Consider the following 18,315-nt stretch of genomic DNA (forward strand, 5'->3'; position numbering starts at 1 on the left):
GAGGTCCGACCTTCTGATTTATGCATTTGTCTCCAAGATGACCTAATCTGTTATGGAGGGTATTCATGTGAGAAGTTTTATTTTATCACGCTTTATGTAAGACTCTCATGAAGGAAGCACAACAAAGCTTATGTTGACAGGCAACATCTTTGAAAGCTTCCTTGGAGTCTAAACTACTATTTAAATTAAGCGATAAAAGTTATTCTTATAGAACTAAATTCGGTTTTTTCTTTAAGCTGTGTCTTCCTTCAACAAAACGAATTGTACCTGATTTAGCTCTCATAACGATTGAGTGCGTTGAACCAAATGCGCCTTTGAATTGTACTCCACGAAGAAGTTCACCGTCTGTTACACCAGTTGCTGCAAAAATCGCATCGTCACCTTTTACTAAGTCTTCCATACGTAAAATTTTGTTTACGTCTAGTCCCATTTTAATACAACGAGCAAGCTCTTCATCATTTTGAGGCACTAGTTTTCCTTGTATTTCTCCGCCTAAACATTTTAATCCAACTGCAGAGATCACTCCCTCAGGAGCTCCACCCATTCCAAATAAAATGTCAACGCCAGTATTATCAAAAGCGGTGTTAATAGCTCCAGCTACATCACCATCATTAATTAGCTTAATACGTGCACCAGCAGATCTAATTTCATCAATAATTTTTTGATGACGGTCGCGACCTAAAATTGTTGCCACTACGTCTTGTATGTCTTTATTTTTTGCACGTGCAACTGCTCGTAAATTATCAATAACAGGTGCGTTAATATCAACTTGACCAACAGACTCTGGACCTACTGCCAGTTTGTCCATATACATGTCTGGAGCATGAAGTAGATTTCCACGATCAGCAATTGCAAGAACTGCAAGAGCATTCCATCCACCTGAAGCTACAATATTTGTACCTTCTAACGGATCCACTGCCACGTCAACTTGGGGACCACCAGTTCCATGTCCAAGCTTTTCTCCGATATATAACATCGGTGCTTCGTCCATTTCACCTTCCCCAATTACTACGACACCTTCCATTGGAATTGTGTCAAAAACTGTGCGCATTGCAGTAGTTGCTGCGTCATCTGCTTCATTTTTTAATCCGCGTCCCATCCAGCGTGCAGATGCGATTGCTGCTGCCTCTGTTACACGAACTAATTCCATTGATAAACTACGTTCCATTTAATATATGCCTCCCGTTTTACGGTTTATATTCCGGTCTGTGTTTCTTCCTGTACCATTGTAGCATATTTGTCAAATAAGAAAAGTAAGGCGCCGGTTATCAGCAACGAGTTTGCTAACATGCAAAATGGGCATTTTGCCTTGTGCTGATAGGCGCCTATAGTCTGAGTGGAAGTACTTTATTCTGAGTTTACTTCTATTTCTTTAATTTCCACTCTTCTAATATCTGCTCCTAGTCCTCGAAGCTTTTCAATAATGGAACTATAGCCACGTTCTATATGGAAAATATCTTGAATCTCCGTTTCACCCTCAGCAATCAATCCAGCAACTATAAGAGCTGCTCCAGCCCGCAAATCACTCGCTCGAACAGTGGCGGCTTCAAGCTTGGCTGGCCCCGTAATAATAGCTGTTCTACCATCCACTCGCCCATTAGCGTTCATACGGCGTAGTTCATCAATTTGCTTGAATCGAGCTGAGTAAATAGTATCGGTAATAACGGAAGTTCCGTTAGCTTGCGTTAACAATACCGAAAAAGGTTGTTGTAAATCCGTAGGAAACCCAGGATACACAAGAGTTTTCACATCGACTGCTTGTAAATTTTGAGCTTTCGGAATGAATATCTTCTCTTCGTGCTCCTCCACTTTTACTCCCATTTCTCGTAGTTTTGCTGTTAATGCTTCTACATGAAATGGAATCACATTGTCAATCGTGATACCGTCACCTGCTACAGCAGCCATAATCATAAATGTTCCGGCTTCAATTCGGTCTGGAATGATTGTGTGCTTTGTCCCGTGTAATTCTTCAACACCGTCGATTCGAATGACATTCGTCCCAGCACCTTTTATATTCGCTCCCATATTTGATAGCAATGTGGCAACATCAATAATTTCTGGTTCTTTTGCAGCATTTTCAATAATCGTTCTACCTTTTGCAAGTACTGCAGCAAGCATAATATTAATAGTTGCCCCAACACTTACGACGTCTAAATAAATTTTCGTGCCAACCAATTTTTCTGCACGTAAATAAATAGCGCCATGCTCATTCGATACGTTAGCACCTAAAGCCTCAAAGCCTTTAATATGCTGATCTATTGGGCGAGGTCCCAAGTGGCATCCTCCAGGTAATCCAATAGCCGCTTTATTAAATTTTCCAAGAAGTGCACCCATTAAATAATAAGATGCTCGCAGCTTTTTAATATTGCCATTTGGCAAAGGCATATCCACCACATTTGTAGGATCAATTGTCATCGTTCCGTCTTCAAATGTGATTTTTGCACCTAATTCTTCTAGAATATCTTTCAATGTCCACACATCTAAAATCTCTGGCAGGCCTTCAATAGTTACTGGAGAGTTCGCTAACAAGGAAGCAGGAATTAGCGCTACTGCACTATTTTTTGCCCCGCTTACCTTAATCGTACCATGTAAACGATTAGCTCCTTTTATTTTATAAACTTCCATACGTTTCTCCTTCGTCTTGTTACTCGCTCTTACGATTGTTCCAATCCGCTAGAAATCCTTCAATTCCTTTATCTGTTAAAGGATGATGGAATAGTTGTTTTAATACTTTAAATGGAGTTGTAGAAATATGAGCACCATTTAAAGCTGCATCCGTAATATGCTGAGGATGTCTGATGGAAGCTGCAATAATTTCTGTATCAATGTTGTGAATAGCAAAGATTTGAGCTATTTTCGCAATCAGTTCCATTCCATCATGCCCAATGTCATCTAAACGGCCTAAAAATGGCGATACATATGTTGCACCTGCGCGAGCTGCCAATAGCGCTTGGTTTGCACTAAAGATAAGCGTCACATTTGTTTTGATTCCTTCTGAACTAAAAACTGCGCATGCTTTTAACCCTTCAGGTGTCATCGGTAATTTCACCGTAATATTCGGTGCAATTGCTGCAAGTTCTCTACCTTCTTTAATCATACCCTCTGCATCCAATGCAATTACTTCTGCACTTACAGAACCATTTACTAATGCTGTAATTTCGCGAAGGCGATCGTGAAATGAAATATTTTCTTTCGCCACTAGCGAAGGATTCGTCGTAACTCCGGATAAAATACCCCATGCGTGTGCTTCTTTAATTTCCTCAAAATTAGCTGTATCTATAAAAAATTTCATCTTAATAAGTTCCTCCTTATGATGGAAAAATAGGAGAAGCTTCTGTATGTTCACTAGAAGACTTCTCCCCACATTCTATTATATCTTACTGATTTATGCTTTATTAGAGCTTCCAAATTCGCGCATTTTACCAATAACGGTTGTTTTAATAGCATCACGTGCTGGTGTTAGGTATTTACGTGGGTCATACTGATTTGGATTTTCATCCAAATATGCACGAATCGCTTTAGTAGCAGAAATTTGGTTTTCCGTGTTCACATTGATTTTAGCTGTCCCTAATGAGATTGAGCGTTTAATATCATGTGTAGGAATACCTGTTCCACCATGTAATACTAACGGAAGATCTGCTAATTTTGAAATCTCTTCCATTTCTTCAAAACCTAAATTAGGTTCACCTTTATAAGGGCCATGAACTGAACCAAGTGCTGGCGCTAAGCAATCAATTGCAGTACGTTTCACTAATTCCGCACATTCCGCAGGATCAGCATAAATAACGCCATCTGCTATTACGTCGTCTTCCTGCCCACCTACTGTACCAAGCTCTGCTTCTACAGAAACGTTGTGTGCGTGTGCATAATCCACTACTTTAGAAGTAATTTCTACGTTTTCTTCAAATGGATGATGAGAAGCATCAATCATAACAGAAGTGAATCCAGCATCGATTGCTGCTTTACATTTATCAAAACTTGAGCCGTGATCTAAGTGAATTGCCACTGGAACTGACGTTTTATAGTCTTCCATTAGACCTTTTACCATATGTACAACTGTTGTAAAGCCGCCCATATATTTTGCCGCACCTTCGGATACACCTAATATAACTGGTGATTTTTCTTCCTCTGCCGCTTGTAAAATAGCTTGAGTAAATTCAAGGTTATTAATATTGAATTGCCCTACTGCATAACCTTCTTTTTTTCCTTTTTCAAGCATTTCTTTCATCGATACTAAAGCCATTCCAATGGACCTCCTCTATTTTCATACACTCTCATTTGTACATCATTTTTCTCTCTCTAATTTATCTGTTGCAGACGCCTGTTATTCAAGTTACAGAAATATATTGTTGTAAAAGCTAAACTGCGTCCTCCACTTTTCATCATAACAAAAAAAGGCCATGTTTTCCACTGCCTGCCTATGTACTACTTCTTTAATATATTATTTACTGCATCACGCACTTCGAATATATCAAAAGGCTTAGTAAAGTAAAGAGAAGCACCTAAATCCTTTGCTTCTTGAATTAGGTTTAACTCTCCATATGCTGTCATCATCATGACAGGTAAATTTGGATACTTTTCTTTAAGTAAAGTTAAGATTTTTATTCCATCCATACCTGGAATTTTCATATCTAATAATACACCATCTAAACTTTCCTCACTAGCAATATCCAAAGCTTCTGGGCCATTAGCCGCTAAGCTCACTTCGTAGCCTTCCTGTGAAAAAACTTCTTTTAAGAGCATTCGTATTCCTAGTTGATCATCTACGATTAATATGTGTTTCATGATGTACAAACCCCTTTTATTAAATTTTCCCCTTCTATACTATTCGCTATTAATATACATATTCCTTCTAAAGATTCTAAAAAATACCCATTTTACGTTTATCTTTTCCTACACTATAATAAAAATTGAGGTGAAAAAAGAATGAAAATGTTAACGACACAAGTGACAGGTCTCCTCCAAAGAATAGTAAATTCGGAGGAAGAAAATATTGAAGAAACTGCTAGACTTCTTGCACAAGCGGCTGCAAGAGAAGGCTTTATATACTTTGCAGCATTCGGTGAAATGGAAAGTATTACGATAAATGCAGAAAATGCCGTAGAAAAATTCCCAAGTTTGAGAGTTTGGACTTCCAATTCCGAACTTACAAGTGCAGATCGCGTTTGGATCATCACTAGATCTAGTGAAAACGAAGATGCTCTAGCGCTTGCAGAGAAATTAAGTGCAGAATTTATTCCGTTCAGTGTACTTGCTGCTGAAAATCATAGTAATGAAAACAAACTAGCGAATCTTGCTTATACATATATTTCTTTGAAACTTACCAAAGGCTTACTACCTGCTGAGGATGGCAGCAGAATCGTTTTACCTTATGCGCTAAGTGCAATGTTCGTATACGAGGCTGTCAAAATGAAGCTAGACGAGATTCTTTTAAACGAAGATTAAAAATTAGCATCAATATGCCCATGGAAATAAGAAATTTCCGTGGGCATTTTATATTAACTTGGATTCTAAGGGTATCACCTAAAGATTAGTCGCTGTTTTTATTGTTAAGTTTCACTGTTAATAAATTTATTTTGAGAAATGGTCGCTCTTATGATGGAATTGGTTGCTTTCAGTCGAGAATTGGTCTCGCTCATTGGGTAATTGGTTGCTCTCACACTTAGATTGGTCGCCATTTGCCATTTAATACCTAATTACCCAGACTACTTCATAAGAAACCCATTTCTCAATTGAAGTTAACTCTATATTGTGAAATGGTCGCGCTTATGATGGAATTGGTTGCTTTCAGTCGAGAATTGGTCTCGCTCATAGGGTAATTGGTTGCTCTCATACCAATATTGGTCGCTCTTTGCCATTTAATTCCTAATTAATAGGCTCCTGCATAAAAAATCCATTTCTCATTTAAAGTAAACTCTATATTGTGAGAAATGGTCGCTCTTATGATGGAATTGGTTGCTTTCAGTCGAGAATTGGTCTCGCTCATAGGGTAATTGGTTGCTCTCACACTTAGATTGGTCGCCCTTTGCCATTTAATACCTAATTACCCAGACTACTTCATAAGAAACCCACTTCTCAAGTGAAGTAAACTCTCCATTTCGAGAAATGGTCGCTCTTATGATGGAATTGGTTGCTTTCAGTCGAGAATTGGTCTCGCTCATTGGGTAATTGGTTGCTCTCACACTTAGATTGGTCGCCATTTGCCATTTAATACCTAATTACCCAGACTACTTCATAAGAAACCCATTTCTCAATTGAAGTTAACTCTTTGTTTTGAGAAATGGTCTCGCTTGCGATGGAATTGGTTGCTTTCAGTCGAGAATTGGTCTCGCTCACTGGGTAATTGGTTGTTCTCACACCGATATTGGGCGCTCTTTGCCGTTTAATTCCAAATAAAAAAGCAGTTCGACAAGTCGAACTGCTTTTTCTTTTTTATTCACCTACGGATGCTTTGATGAACTCACGGAATAATGGTTGTGGACGCTGTGGACGTGACACAAATTCCGGATGGAACTGAGAAGCTACGAAAAATGGGTGATCTGGTAGCTCGATGATTTCGATTAGACGACCATCTGGGCTTGTACCAGAGAACATAAATCCTGCTGCTTCAAATTGTTCACGGTATTCGTTATTGAATTCATAACGGTGACGGTGACGTTCATATACAAGTTCTTCTCCATATGCTTCATGTGCTTTAGAACCAGGAGTTAATTTACATGGATATAATCCTAGACGAAGTGTTCCACCTAAATCCTCTACATCTTTTTGTTCTGGTAATAAATCAATAATAGAATGTGGAGTTTTTGGATCTAATTCAGTTGAGTGAGCTCCTTCAAGTTCCAATATGTTACGAGCAAATTCAACTGTTGCTAATTGCATTCCTAAGCAAATACCTAAGAATGGTACGTTGTTTTCGCGTGCAAATCGTGTAGCTGCAATTTTTCCTTCTACGCCGCGGTCTCCAAATCCACCAGGAACAAGGATGCCATCTACATCTGAAAGAATTTCTGCAACATTTGCATCGTTCACTTCTTCCGCATTCACCCATTTCACTTCTACATCTGCATCAAATTTGTAGCCAGCATGTTTCATTGCTTCTACTACTGAAATGTATGCATCTTGAAGCTCTACATATTTCCCAACTAACCCTATGCGAACTTTTTTAGATAAAGATTTCACTTGATCAACAAGTGCTATCCAATCTGTCATATCTGCTTCTTTTGTAGCAAGTTGGAAATGATCCACAACAATTTGATCTAAACGTTGCGCTTGAAGATTTAATGGAATTTCATATAATGAATCCGCATCAATACATTCAATTACTTCTTCTGGTTTAATGTCACAGAAAAGAGCAATTTTATCTTTCATATCTTGAGGAACTGGCATCTCTGAGCGAACAACAATGACATTTGGTTGAATACCTAGACTACGTAACTCTTTCACACTATGTTGCGTTGGTTTTGTTTTCATTTCACCAGCAGCTTTTATAAATGGAACTAATGTACAGTGAATGTACATTACATTGTTACTGCCAACATCACGTTTCATTTGACGGATTGTTTCTAAGAAAGGTAGGGATTCGATATCTCCAACTGTTCCACCAATTTCAGTGATAACAATATCCGCATGTGTCTCTTTTGCAGCTAAGAATAAACGATTTTTAATTTCGTTTGTAATATGTGGGATTACTTGTACTGTTCCACCATTGTAATCGCCACGGCGTTCTTTTCTTAGTACAGAAGAATATACTTTTCCTGTAGTGATATTTGAGTATTTATTTAAATTAATGTCAATAAAACGCTCGTAATGACCTAAATCTAAATCTGTCTCTGCCCCATCGTCAGTTACAAAAACTTCCCCATGCTGATACGGGCTCATAGTCCCTGGATCTAAGTTGATGTAAGGATCAAATTTTTGAATTGTTACGTTTAATCCTCTGTTTTTTAATAAACGACCTAGAGATGCAGCCGTAATTCCTTTACCTAGTGAAGATACAACCCCACCAGTAACAAAAATAAATTTAGTCATGCTTGTTCCTCCTAATATAGTATCTATTTCGCCTTGGTCTTTTAAGCTCAGATTTTACACTCAAGTAAAGATGATAACATATAACATTGCACCGAGCCCAATGATTTTTTCTTTACATAATCTGTAGCATTCGCCTTAGGCTATAACCTTATTCAGTAGGACTAGGTGAATAAGGTTATAAAATAACAAAAAGCGCCCCACCTGCTTTTGGCAGGGGAGCGCATATGCACATGAGTAATGTCTCTTTAAAAAGAGCCCAATAAAATCTTATAGCGTTTGCGTATAGAAGTCAAGAATTATTCTTCTTCGTCTTCTAATTCTTCATCTTCCAACTCTTCGTCATCGATGATATCAAATTCATCATCTTCTTCGTCGATTATATCCTCTTCGATCACTTCATCGATTTCTCCTACGAAATCAATTACTGGATCATCGTCATCTTCGTCTTCATCCTCATCATCGTCTTCGATAAATTCATCGAATTCTTCTTCGAAGATAATTTCATCTTCTTCTAATTCTAGATCTAAATCGTCATCGTCTGAAACTTTAGCTTTCTTTTTACGGACTTTAACAGTAGGAGCAGTCTCTTCTTCAATTTGTTCTACAGGATACCATTCTCTTAGTCCCCATTGATTTTCTGCAGTAGCTAAAAAGCGTCCATCAATATTCATATCTGTATAAAATTGAGGTTTGCGAGCTGCCATTTCTTCATCTGTTAAACCATTAAGTTTTTGGATTTCACTAAAAAGTTCAGATAAAGTTAAAGAGTTTTTCTTATCTTCTAAAATCGCAAATCCTAAATCTATTAACGATTCTTCTTGTAATTGTGCTGTTGTCATTTCACGAAAATTCAAATCGTGCACGTCCTTTCTATGTCCGTTTGCATACTTCCCATTATATACAAACAAGTATGTTATATGCTACATTCATTTATTCTTTTTGAAAAGGAATAATTTATTAAAAGCTAAGGCGAATAAATAAAACGAAAGTAATAGTAATGGAATAGCTCCCAGTTGTTTATTATAAAGGAGAATGGTTAGTAATAGGAATATTATCATAATCATTATGTGTATTGGGGTTTTCATTCCATATCTCCCTCACTACTTAATAGTTCCATTATACAAAATAAAAGGAAAAAAGTGTTCCGATATCTGATCGGAACACTTATTTTTTTTTACATGTTTCTTCGATACTGGCCGCCCACCTCGTAAAGAGCGTTCGTAATTTGCCCAAGACTTGCTTTTTGGACAGTTGTCATAAGCTCCTCGAAGATGTTGCCACCTGTCATTGCTACTTGCTTTAGACGATTAAGAGCTTCAGCAGCTTCTAACTCATTTTTCTTTTGGAAGCTTCGAAGGTTCGTTATTTGAGTTTCTTTTTCTTCCTTTGTTGCACGTGCTAGTTCCATATTATCGATATCCTCTTCAGAAGCAGGATTCGGATTTAAGTATGTGTTCACACCGATGATCGGAAGTTCGCCCGTGTGTTTTTTCATTTCATAGTACATAGATTCTTCTTGAATTTTTCCACGTTGGTATTGCGTTTCCATTGCTCCAAGAACCCCACCGCGGTCGTTTATACGATCAAATTCTGAAAGAACTGCTTCTTCTACTAGGTCTGTTAGTTCTTCTACAATAAATGCACCTTGTAATGGATTTTCATTTTTTGATAATCCATGTTCTTTTGTAATAATCATTTGAATCGCCATTGCTCGACGAACAGATTCCTCCGTCGGTGTTGTAATTGCTTCATCATAAGCATTAGTATGAAGTGAGTTACAGTTATCCTGAAGTGCCATCAACGCCTGTAAAGTTGTTCGAATATCATTAAAGTCAATTTCTTGCGCATGTAGACTTCTACCAGATGTTTGGACGTGATATTTTAACTTTTGACTACGGTCATTTGCACCGTATTTATCACGCATCACAACTGCCCAAATACGACGGGCAACACGTCCGATAACTGTGTACTCTGGATCCAACCCATTTGAGAAGAAGAAAGATAAGTTTGGTGCAAAATCATCTATATTCATACCACGACTCAAATAGTACTCCACATAAGTAAAGCCATTTGATAATGTGAATGCCAGCTGAGAAATTGGATTCGCTCCAGCTTCTGCAATATGGTATCCAGAAATAGAAACGGAATAGTAGTTACGAACCTTATGGTCAATAAAGTATTGTTGAATATCCCCCATCATACGTAAAGCAAATTCAGTAGAGAAAATACATGTGTTTTGACCTTGGTCTTCTTTTAATATATCTGCCTGAACAGTACCTCGAACTACTTGGAGTGTCGCAGCCTTTACTTCTGTAAATTCTTCCACAGATAGAGTACGTCCAAGCTCCTCCTCGCGAAGGCGAACTTGCTGATCAATTGCTGTATTCATAAACATTGCCAAAATGATTGGTGCAGGACCATTGATTGTCATTGAAACGGAGGTTGATGGTGCACATAAATCAAACCCGTCATATAGCTTTTTCATATCCTCTAACGTACAAATGCTTACGCCAGATTCGCCGACTTTCCCATAAATATCAGGTCGATGATCTGGATCTTCACCATACAATGTTACCGAGTCAAATGCAGTTGAAAGACGTTTTGCATCGTCATCTTTAGATAAATAATGAAAGCGACGGTTCGTACGTTCTGGTGTTCCCTCTCCTGCAAATTGTCTCTTTGGATCTTCCCCTTCTCTTTTGAATGGGAAAACTCCAGCTGTATATGGGAATGAGCCGGGTACATTTTCTTTGTAAACCCATCTTAAAATTTCACCAAAATCAACGAATTTTGGCAGTACAACTTTTGGTATTTTCAGCCCTGATAAGCTTTCTGTACGAAGAATCGTGCGAATTTCCTTATCACGGATTTTTGTTACGAATTCATCTCCAGCATATGCTTCTTTTAGAGCTGCCCAGTTCTCCAGTATACGTTTTGATTCAGCAGTAAGTTCGTCTCGTACTCCGTTAGCTAATGATTCTAGTGAGTGAACTAATGTATCATCTGCCGCTTTTTCTTTTACTACTTCTATTGCACCTTCTAATTGGAACAATCTTCGTGCAAAAGCTACTTGTTCCTCGGATTTTTTATGATATCCACGAACAGTGTCTGTGATTTCACGTAAATAATAACGACGATCATTTGGAATTATTACGTTTTGCTTTTGAGTTTTCACAAATTGCTCGTAGGTTGTCTCCCAGTTGGTGCCAGTTTTTTCATTCATCACAGCAACTAAAGCTGCAAATAAAGAATTGGTGCCTTTATCATTAAATTGGCTAGCAATCGTCCCGTAAACAGGCATTGTGTCCAAATCATCGTGCCATAATTCACGGCTGCGTTGATATTGTTTTTGTACTTGACGAAGTGCGTCTTCTGAACCTTTTCGTTCGAATTTATTGATAACAATCAAATCTGCGTAATCGATCATATCAATCTTTTCTAATTGAGATGGTGCACCAAATTCACTTGTCATTACATACATAGAAACGTCTGATACATTAGTGATTTCTGCATCCCCTTGCCCGATACCACTTGTTTCTACAATTATTAAATCAAAGCCCGCTACTTTAACAACATCAAGGACATCTGCAATCGCACCAGATAATTCTGTACGAGATCCACGTGTTGCCAAACTACGCATAAATACACGTTTATTGAAAATAGCATTCATTCGGATACGGTCACCTAGCAGTGCCCCACCAGTCTTTTGTTTCGTCGGGTCAATGGATAGAACGGCAATCTTTTTATCCGGTAATTCGTGTAGGAATCGGCGAATTAATTCGTCTGTTAATGAACTTTTCCCTGCCCCACCAGTACCCGTGATACCTAACACTGGTGTACCTTTTGATAAAGCTTTCGCTTGTTCTAGCATTTCTTTTGCTTCAGCATCATTTGTTTGATGCGCTTCCTCTGCTAATGTAATCAGATGAGCTAGCACTTCCGGTTTCTCCGTAGATACTTCGGAAATCTCGTCTTTTGCTCCTGAAGCTTTAGTCGGAACATCACATTCCATAAGCATTTGATTGATCATACCTTGAAGGCCAAGTTTACGGCCATCCTCTGGAGAGAAAATACCCGATATACCGTATTCTTGCAGTTCTTTTATTTCTTTCGGAATGATTACTCCGCCGCCACCGCCAAATATACGAATATGAGGTGCACCACGTTCTACGAGTAAATCCTTCATATATTTAAAATACTCAACATGTCCTCCTTGATAGGAAGATATGGCAATCCCTTGAACATCCTCTTGAATCGCAGCATTCACCACTTCTTCTACCGAACGGTTGTGACCCAAGTGGATTACTTCCGCTCCGCTAGCTTGTAAAATACGTCGCATAATATTAATCGACGCATCATGTCCATCAAATAGACTCGATGCTGATACAAAACGGACATGATTTTTTGGACGATATACTTCTACAGTAGACATGTCGTTCCCCCTTTGTTTGAATAAATCTTATTGTCCAGACTCCAGCGTAATGCTGTCGCAGAAGGACCTTTCCCAACCCCGTTTGGAGGCACTGAAAAAGTTCTCCATGAGATTTCATAACAGTATGTGAACGACAAATTGTTCAGATACTCGATTATTTATTTTAGACCCATTAATTTCCGTTCCAGGCGGACGCTTTCCACCGGCATGGCTTCAGCCGCTTCCCTCGCTACGCTCAGTCCAGGGTCTTCAGCTCATGCTATTCCGGTAGGAGTCGCCGCCCTCCACTCCAATTAACTATTATCCCTGTTCAATTAGAAAACCATCATGCCATTAATAGAGCAGATTTTATCATATAAATTTTTTTTAATTAGTATTTATAGAAAATCCTTGAAAAAGGCGACACTCCTGCGGGAATAGCGTTAGCCGAAGACCCCGCAGCGCAGCGAGGAGGCTAAGGCAACGCCCGCGGAAAGGGAGCCGTTTCAACGATTTTCTTATTTATTGGACGACATGATTTATTAAAGTCAAATTCTATAGACTTTTTCAGTGCCCTCCCCCGTTTGCCTGTCTGATGCCTACACGAAGTGGGTCATACAGTCGTTGCGCAATGATGTTGCGAGCTTAGATTGTATTCCTCTACTAGGCGCTTGCGCTTTTCTTATTTCCCCATCCCATTTAGTACAAATTCTATTTGTAGTTCCGTAAATTGTTCAATTGTAAATTCCTTACGCAATGCCCATCTTCTAAATGCCCACATTTGACCTTGGACTACAAGGGTATGCGCGTAAAGTTTTGCTTGGGCATCTGTCAATTTCAGTTCCCCAGTTTGTATACAACCATTAAGAATTTTATGGAAAATATCAACCATTTCTAATTCTTTCTTTAATACGTAATCTAGTGCGTTTTTTGGCAAGGATTTGGATTCTTGATACATGACAACGAACTCATCTTGCATGTCATTAATTACCCCATAATAATGACGGATAGCATTTTTGAGGTCGTCTATCGTACCATTCTCCAACGTTATTTGTGAGAGCTTGTCATGTACTTCATTGTATATACTATCGCAGACTAAATAGAGGACATCTTCCTTTGTGCGAATGTATTCATACAAGGTGCCTATACTAAACCCGGCTTCCTTTGCAATTTCTCTCGTTGTCGCTCGATGAAAGCCTTTCTCTTTGAATAAAGTAACAGCTGCACGAATCATTTGGTGACGTCTTTTTTCAATGAGGTTTTCATCTTTCACCGAAGTCTTTACTTCATGCTTTTTTTCCATAGGCATCGATTACTTTGTTAGCATACGAGAAATAACAAGGCGTTGAATTTCTTGTGTGCCCTCGTATATTTGTGTAATTTTTGCATCTCGCATAAAGCGTTCAACCGGGTAATCTTTTGTATATCCATATCCACCAAATACTTGCACTGCCTCTGTTGTTACTTTCATGGCTGTATCTCCAGCCATCAATTTTGCCATAGCAGATTCTTTCCCATAAGGAAGTCCGTTGGATTCTAACCAAGCTGCTTGATACGTAAGCAGACGTGATGCCTCTGTTGCAGTTGCCATATCAGCAAGCTTGAATGATACACCTTGATTTGCAACAATTGGCTTTCCGAATTGAACACGTTCCTTTGCATAACCTACTGCAGCTTCAAGTGCTCCTTGCGAAATCCCCACTGCTTGCGCAGCAATACCATTACGTCCCCCATCCAATGTTTTCATCGCGATAATGAAACCTTCACCTTCTTCACCAAGAAGATTTTCTTTTGGTACTCGGCAATTATCAAAAATAATTTCTGTTGTTGGAGAAGAACGAATTCCTAGTTTCTTTTCTTTTTTCCCAACAGAGAATCCTTCAAAATCAGCTTCTACAATAAATGCGCTCGTGCCTTTATGTTTGGATGTTGGGTCAGTAACCGCAAAAACGACATAGATATCTGCGATACCACCATTCGTAATGAAGATTTTAGATCCATTCAATACATAATGATCGCCATCTAATTTAGCTGTTGTTTTCATACCACCAGCGTCAGATCCTGAACCTGCCTCTGTTAAACCGTATCCACCAATTTTTGTACCTTCTGCCATTGGACGAAGATATTTTTGTTTTTGTTCTTCATTGCCATATTTGAAAATCGGCCATCCTGCAAGAGAGGTGTGTGCAGAAAGGGTTACTCCTGTTGATGCACAAACTCGTGATAACTCTTCTACGGCGATGCAGTATGCAAGGTAATCAGAACCAATTCCGCCGTATTCTTCTGGCCAAGGAATACCCGTTAAGCCAAGCTCAGCCATCTTATCGAAAATTTCACGATCAAAGCGTTCTTCCTCGTCGCGCTCTGCAGCAGTTGGTGCTACTTCGTTTTCTGCAAAGTCTCGCACCATTTTACGAATCATTTCATGCTCTTCGGATAGTTGAAAATTCATTGTTTTCCCGCCTTTTTAGGTATATTTTTATATTCAGCTTCAATTTAATCGCTCTCGATGTAGAATTAGTTGTTGCTAATAAGAAAGGTTTGATTGCCCCTCTCCACTTTTAGGAAAAAATTAATTAATCACATGCTTACCTATTACGATTCGTTGAATTTCACTAGTTCCCTCGTAGATTTCCGTAATTTTTGCGTCACGGAAATAACGTTCTACCGGGTAGTCTTCTGTATAGCCATATCCGCCGAATACTTGAACTGCTTCTATTGCAACGTCAACCGCTGTTTTGGATGCGAATAATTTAGCCATTGATGCTTCTTTTCCGCAAGGAAGACCTTGTTCGCGAAGACTTGCTGAACGGTAAACAAGAAGCCTTGCTGCCTCTACTGCTGTCGCCATATCAGCAAGCTTAAAGCCAACACCTTGATTTGCTGCGATCGGTTTACCAAATTGCACGCGCTCTTTCGCATATCCTACCGCCGCCTCCAGTGCCGCTTCCGCAATGCCTAATGCTTGCGTAGCAATTCCGATACGTCCAGTATTTAAATTAGCCATAGCGATTTTAAAACCTTCGCCCTCTTCACCCAGTCTATTTTCTACTGGTATTTTCATATCTTCAAATGTGAGTTGGACTGTTCTTGAGCCATGCAAGCCCATTTTCTCTTCATCTTTCCCGACAATAAACCCTGGTGTATCCTTTTCAACGATGAATGCAGTAATGCCTTTTGACCCTTTGGATGTATCTGTTGAAGCAAACACGATGTTAATATCTGCTTCACCACCATTTGTGATAAAAACCTTAGACCCATTCAATACATAGTGGTCGCCCTTCAACACTGCTTTTGTTTTTAATGCACCAGCATCCGATCCAGCTGAAGGTTCTGTTAAACAAAATGCTCCAAGGGATTCTCCAGAAGCAAGCTTTGGTACGTATTTATTCTTTTGCTCTTCATTTCCAAAATAAAGTATCGGACTTGTTCCTACGGATGTATGAACGGAGAGAATCACACCTATAACAGCACTTACCTTTGAAAGCTCGTTGATCGCTATAACATAGCTCGTAAAATCCATTTCAGAACCGCCGTATTTTTCAGGAACCGTGATTCCCATCAAGCCAAGCTCACCCATTTTTTTAATAATTTCACGGGGGAACTCTCCTTGCTCCATTCGTTCAATAAAAGGCTCGATTTCCGTTTTTGCAAAGTCTCGAACCATATTGCGCATCATAAGTTGTTCTTCTGTGAATGTTAATTCCATGATTCACGCTCCTTACTCGTATATGTAGAAGCCACGGCCTGACTTCTTCCCTAACCAACCTGCTTTGACGTATTTTCTAAGTAGTGGACATGGACGATACTTACTATCTCCAAAGCCTTCGTGCAAGATTTCCATAATGTATAAGCATGTATCTAAGCCAATAAAATCTGCAAGTTGTAGTGGTCCCATTGGATGGTTCATTCCCATTTTCATCACATCATCGATTGCTTCTTTTGAAGCGACACCCTCATATAGTGTGTAAATAGCTTCATTGATCATCGGCATTAGAATTCGGTTGGAAACGAAACCTGGAAAATCATTTACTTCAACAGGTACTTTTCCAAGTTTTTTTGTCATATCTTCAATCGCTGCATACACTTCATCAGAAGTTGCTAAACCACGAATAATTTCCACTAGTTTCATCACTGGAACTGGATTCATAAAATGCATACCTATTACTTGCTCGGGGCGATTCGTTACTGCTGCAATCTCTGTAATTGGTAGAGAGGATGTATTTGTTGCTAGAATCGCATGCTTTGGTGTGATTTCATCTAGTTGCTTAAAAATAGATTGCTTGATTTCCATGTTTTCAACTGCTGCTTCGATGACAATATCCACATCGTTAGCATCCTCAATGGAAAGGGATTTTGTAATGTTACTTAGTACTGCTTGTTTTTCCTCTTCAGTCATTCGTCCTTTTTCTACATTGCGTGACAAGTTTTTTGTAATCGTTTGGATTCCGCGATCGTAAAATTGGTCCTCACGGTCATTAAGCTTTACTTCAAAACCTGCTTGTGCACAAACTTGAGCAATCCCTGAGCCCATTTGCCCTGCTCCAATTACCATTACTTTTTGGATTGTCATGCGTCTTTCCCCCCTGTTTTAGGAACTTCAATCATAATAGCGTCGCCTTGACCACCACCGGAACAAATAGCTGCAATCCCAATCCCACCACCACGGCGTTTTAATTCGTATGCAAGTGTAAGAATAATACGTGCTCCGGATGCTCCAATCGGATGTCCAAGTGCCACAGCTCCACCGTTCACGTTTACTTTTTCTTCATCTAGACCAGCTATTTCACTGCTTACTAATGCTACAGCAGCAAAAGCTTCATTTATTTCAAATAGATCGATTTCTGCAAGATTTTTCCCTGTTTTATCTAACAATTTATTAATCACGATACCAGGTGTTTGTGGGAAGTTTTCTGGTTCAATCGCTACCTCTGCATGACCTAAAACGTATGCAAGTGGCTCTTTTCCAAGCTCTTTTGCTTTTTGTTCATTTGTCAAAACGATTGCACATGCCCCGTCATTTACTCCAGGTGCATTTCCTGCTGTAATCGTTCCCTCGCTACCAAATGCTGGCTTTAGCTTAGCTAGTGACTCTAAAGATGTATCACGTCGAGGTGCTTCGTCCTTCTCAACAACGATTGGTTCTCCCTTTCGTTGAGGTATTTCTACTGAAACAATTTCCTCTGCTAAAATGCCATTATCGATTGCTTTTAAAGCACGGTCATGACTTCTATATGACCATTCATCTTGCTTCTCACGTGATAATTCAAAAGACTCTGCTGTAGAGTTTCCGTACGTTCCCATGTGTACATTTTTGGGATGGAATGAACAAGAAAGTCCGTCATAAACCATTCCATCAACTAATTGGCCATCTCCCATTCGAAGGCCAAATCTCCCTTTTGGTAAATAATAAGGAGCATTAGACATGGATTCCATTCCACCTGCCACAATGATTTCTTCATCACCTACACGAATTAATTGATCTGCAAGCGTGACACTACGCATTCCAGAAGCACAAACTTTATTAATCGTTTCTGTTTTAACAGACCAAGGAATACCCGCTTTTGTTGCCGCTTGTCGTGAAGGTATTTGACCTTGACCTGCTTGTAATACAGAACCCATTATGACTTCTTCCACTTGATCTGCGTCTATACCAGCACGAGTTAGTGCCTCTTTAATAGCTACTCCACCTAAATCAGAAGCGGTTAAACTACTCAGTGCTCCCCCAAACTTTCCAAATGCTGTACGTGCTCCATCCAAAATAACTGTCTTTACCAAAATAGCCACCCCTCACTTTAATGAAATCGCTTTCAAATAAAATAAAAAAATTTAATTGACTGAACGCTCGCTCGACATGAAATGTTAGAAAAAAGGGA

General features: G+C 39.2%; 14 protein-coding genes. 1 reads left to right on the top strand and 13 read right to left on the bottom strand.

Features of this window, described 5'->3' with window-relative positions; genetic code table 11:
• Positions 1 to 205: 205 nt before the first annotated feature.
• From glpX to AM499_RS12540, 5 genes are all read right to left on the bottom strand, one after another.
• Positions 206 to 1,168: a class II fructose-bisphosphatase gene (glpX, locus tag AM499_RS12520; protein WP_053590538.1), complete on the bottom strand. Its 963-nt coding sequence runs from the start codon at positions 1,166 to 1,168 to the stop codon at positions 206 to 208.
• A 179-nt stretch (positions 1,169 to 1,347) separates the two neighbouring features.
• Positions 1,348 to 2,625 carry a UDP-N-acetylglucosamine 1-carboxyvinyltransferase gene (locus AM499_RS12525; RefSeq protein WP_053590539.1) on the bottom strand — a complete coding sequence of 426 codons (1,278 nt, stop codon included), beginning with the start codon at positions 2,623 to 2,625 and terminating at the stop codon, positions 1,348 to 1,350.
• A gap of 19 nt (positions 2,626 to 2,644) precedes the next feature.
• Positions 2,645 to 3,292, bottom strand: a complete 648-nt coding sequence (fsa, locus tag AM499_RS12530) for a fructose-6-phosphate aldolase (RefSeq protein ID WP_053590540.1) — start codon at positions 3,290 to 3,292, stop codon at positions 2,645 to 2,647.
• Positions 3,293 to 3,385: 93 nt separating this feature from the next.
• Positions 3,386 to 4,243, bottom strand: coding sequence for a class II fructose-bisphosphate aldolase (locus AM499_RS12535; protein WP_053590541.1), 858 nt, complete (start codon positions 4,241 to 4,243; stop codon positions 3,386 to 3,388).
• A gap of 182 nt (positions 4,244 to 4,425) precedes the next feature.
• Positions 4,426 to 4,785, bottom strand: a complete 360-nt coding sequence (locus AM499_RS12540) for a response regulator (protein ID WP_053590542.1) — start codon at positions 4,783 to 4,785, stop codon at positions 4,426 to 4,428.
• 141 nt (positions 4,786 to 4,926) lie between these two features.
• Between AM499_RS12540 and AM499_RS12545 the strand changes: the two genes are divergently transcribed.
• Positions 4,927 to 5,445: a DUF2529 family protein gene (locus tag AM499_RS12545; protein ID WP_053590543.1), complete on the top strand. Its 519-nt coding sequence runs from the start codon at positions 4,927 to 4,929 to the stop codon at positions 5,443 to 5,445.
• 987 nt (positions 5,446 to 6,432) lie between these two features.
• Here AM499_RS12545 and AM499_RS12550 read toward each other — a convergent pair.
• The 8 genes from AM499_RS12550 to AM499_RS12585 all read right to left on the bottom strand — a co-directional run bounded on the left by AM499_RS12550 (position 6,433) and on the right by AM499_RS12585 (position 18,217).
• Positions 6,433 to 8,028 (bottom strand): CTP synthase, encoded by a 1,596-nt coding sequence (locus AM499_RS12550; RefSeq protein WP_053590544.1) that lies wholly within the window; start codon positions 8,026 to 8,028, stop codon positions 6,433 to 6,435.
• Positions 8,029 to 8,324: 296 nt separating this feature from the next.
• On the bottom strand, positions 8,325 to 8,882 hold the full coding sequence (gene rpoE / locus AM499_RS12555) for a DNA-directed RNA polymerase subunit delta (protein ID WP_172794299.1): 558 nt from the start codon (positions 8,880 to 8,882) through the stop codon (positions 8,325 to 8,327).
• Between the two features lie 320 nt (positions 8,883 to 9,202).
• Positions 9,203 to 12,460 carry a fused isobutyryl-CoA mutase/GTPase IcmF gene (gene icmF, locus AM499_RS12560; RefSeq protein ID WP_053590545.1) on the bottom strand — a complete coding sequence of 1,086 codons (3,258 nt, stop codon included), beginning with the start codon at positions 12,458 to 12,460 and terminating at the stop codon, positions 9,203 to 9,205.
• A 661-nt stretch (positions 12,461 to 13,121) separates the two neighbouring features.
• Positions 13,122 to 13,742, bottom strand: a complete 621-nt coding sequence (locus AM499_RS12565) for a TetR/AcrR family transcriptional regulator (protein ID WP_053590546.1) — start codon at positions 13,740 to 13,742, stop codon at positions 13,122 to 13,124.
• A 9-nt stretch (positions 13,743 to 13,751) separates the two neighbouring features.
• On the bottom strand, positions 13,752 to 14,891 hold the full coding sequence (locus tag AM499_RS12570; protein ID WP_053590547.1) for an acyl-CoA dehydrogenase: 1,140 nt from the start codon (positions 14,889 to 14,891) through the stop codon (positions 13,752 to 13,754).
• A 120-nt stretch (positions 14,892 to 15,011) separates the two neighbouring features.
• Entirely contained in the window at positions 15,012 to 16,148 is a 1,137-nt protein-coding gene (locus AM499_RS12575; protein ID WP_053590548.1) for an acyl-CoA dehydrogenase, read from the bottom strand.
• 12 nt (positions 16,149 to 16,160) lie between these two features.
• Positions 16,161 to 17,012, bottom strand: a complete 852-nt coding sequence (locus AM499_RS12580) for a 3-hydroxybutyryl-CoA dehydrogenase (protein WP_053590549.1) — start codon at positions 17,010 to 17,012, stop codon at positions 16,161 to 16,163.
• Complete coding sequence (locus AM499_RS12585) at positions 17,009 to 18,217, bottom strand: acetyl-CoA C-acetyltransferase (RefSeq protein WP_053590550.1); 1,209 nt, start codon at positions 18,215 to 18,217, stop codon at positions 17,009 to 17,011. The genes AM499_RS12580 and AM499_RS12585 overlap by 4 nt, the downstream gene beginning before the upstream one ends.
• Positions 18,218 to 18,315 lie beyond the last annotated feature (98 nt).

The sequence above is a fragment of the Bacillus sp. FJAT-22090 genome, assembly GCF_001278755.1.
Classification (GTDB): domain Bacteria; phylum Bacillota; class Bacilli; order Bacillales_A; family Planococcaceae; genus Psychrobacillus.

Coding starts and splice junctions, on each gene's coding strand:
- glpX (WP_053590538.1), bottom strand. CDS start 1,168: ATGGAACGTAGTTTATCAATGGAATTAGTTCGTGTAACAGAGGCAGCA.
- AM499_RS12525 (WP_053590539.1), bottom strand. CDS start 2,625: ATGGAAGTTTATAAAATAAAAGGAGCTAATCGTTTACATGGTACGATT.
- fsa (WP_053590540.1), bottom strand. CDS start 3,292: ATGAAATTTTTTATAGATACAGCTAATTTTGAGGAAATTAAAGAAGCA.
- AM499_RS12535 (WP_053590541.1), bottom strand. CDS start 4,243: ATGGCTTTAGTATCGATGAAAGAAATGCTTGAAAAAGGAAAAAAAGAA.
- AM499_RS12540 (WP_053590542.1), bottom strand. CDS start 4,785: ATGAAACACATATTAATCGTAGATGATCAACTAGGAATACGAATGCTC.
- AM499_RS12545 (WP_053590543.1), top strand. CDS start 4,927: ATGAAAATGTTAACGACACAAGTGACAGGTCTCCTCCAAAGAATAGTA.
- AM499_RS12550 (WP_053590544.1), bottom strand. CDS start 8,028: ATGACTAAATTTATTTTTGTTACTGGTGGGGTTGTATCTTCACTAGGT.
- icmF (WP_053590545.1), bottom strand. CDS start 12,460: ATGTCTACTGTAGAAGTATATCGTCCAAAAAATCATGTCCGTTTTGTA.
- AM499_RS12565 (WP_053590546.1), bottom strand. CDS start 13,742: ATGGAAAAAAAGCATGAAGTAAAGACTTCGGTGAAAGATGAAAACCTC.
- AM499_RS12570 (WP_053590547.1), bottom strand. CDS start 14,891: ATGAATTTTCAACTATCCGAAGAGCATGAAATGATTCGTAAAATGGTG.
- AM499_RS12575 (WP_053590548.1), bottom strand. CDS start 16,148: ATGGAATTAACATTCACAGAAGAACAACTTATGATGCGCAATATGGTT.
- AM499_RS12580 (WP_053590549.1), bottom strand. CDS start 17,012: ATGACAATCCAAAAAGTAATGGTAATTGGAGCAGGGCAAATGGGCTCA.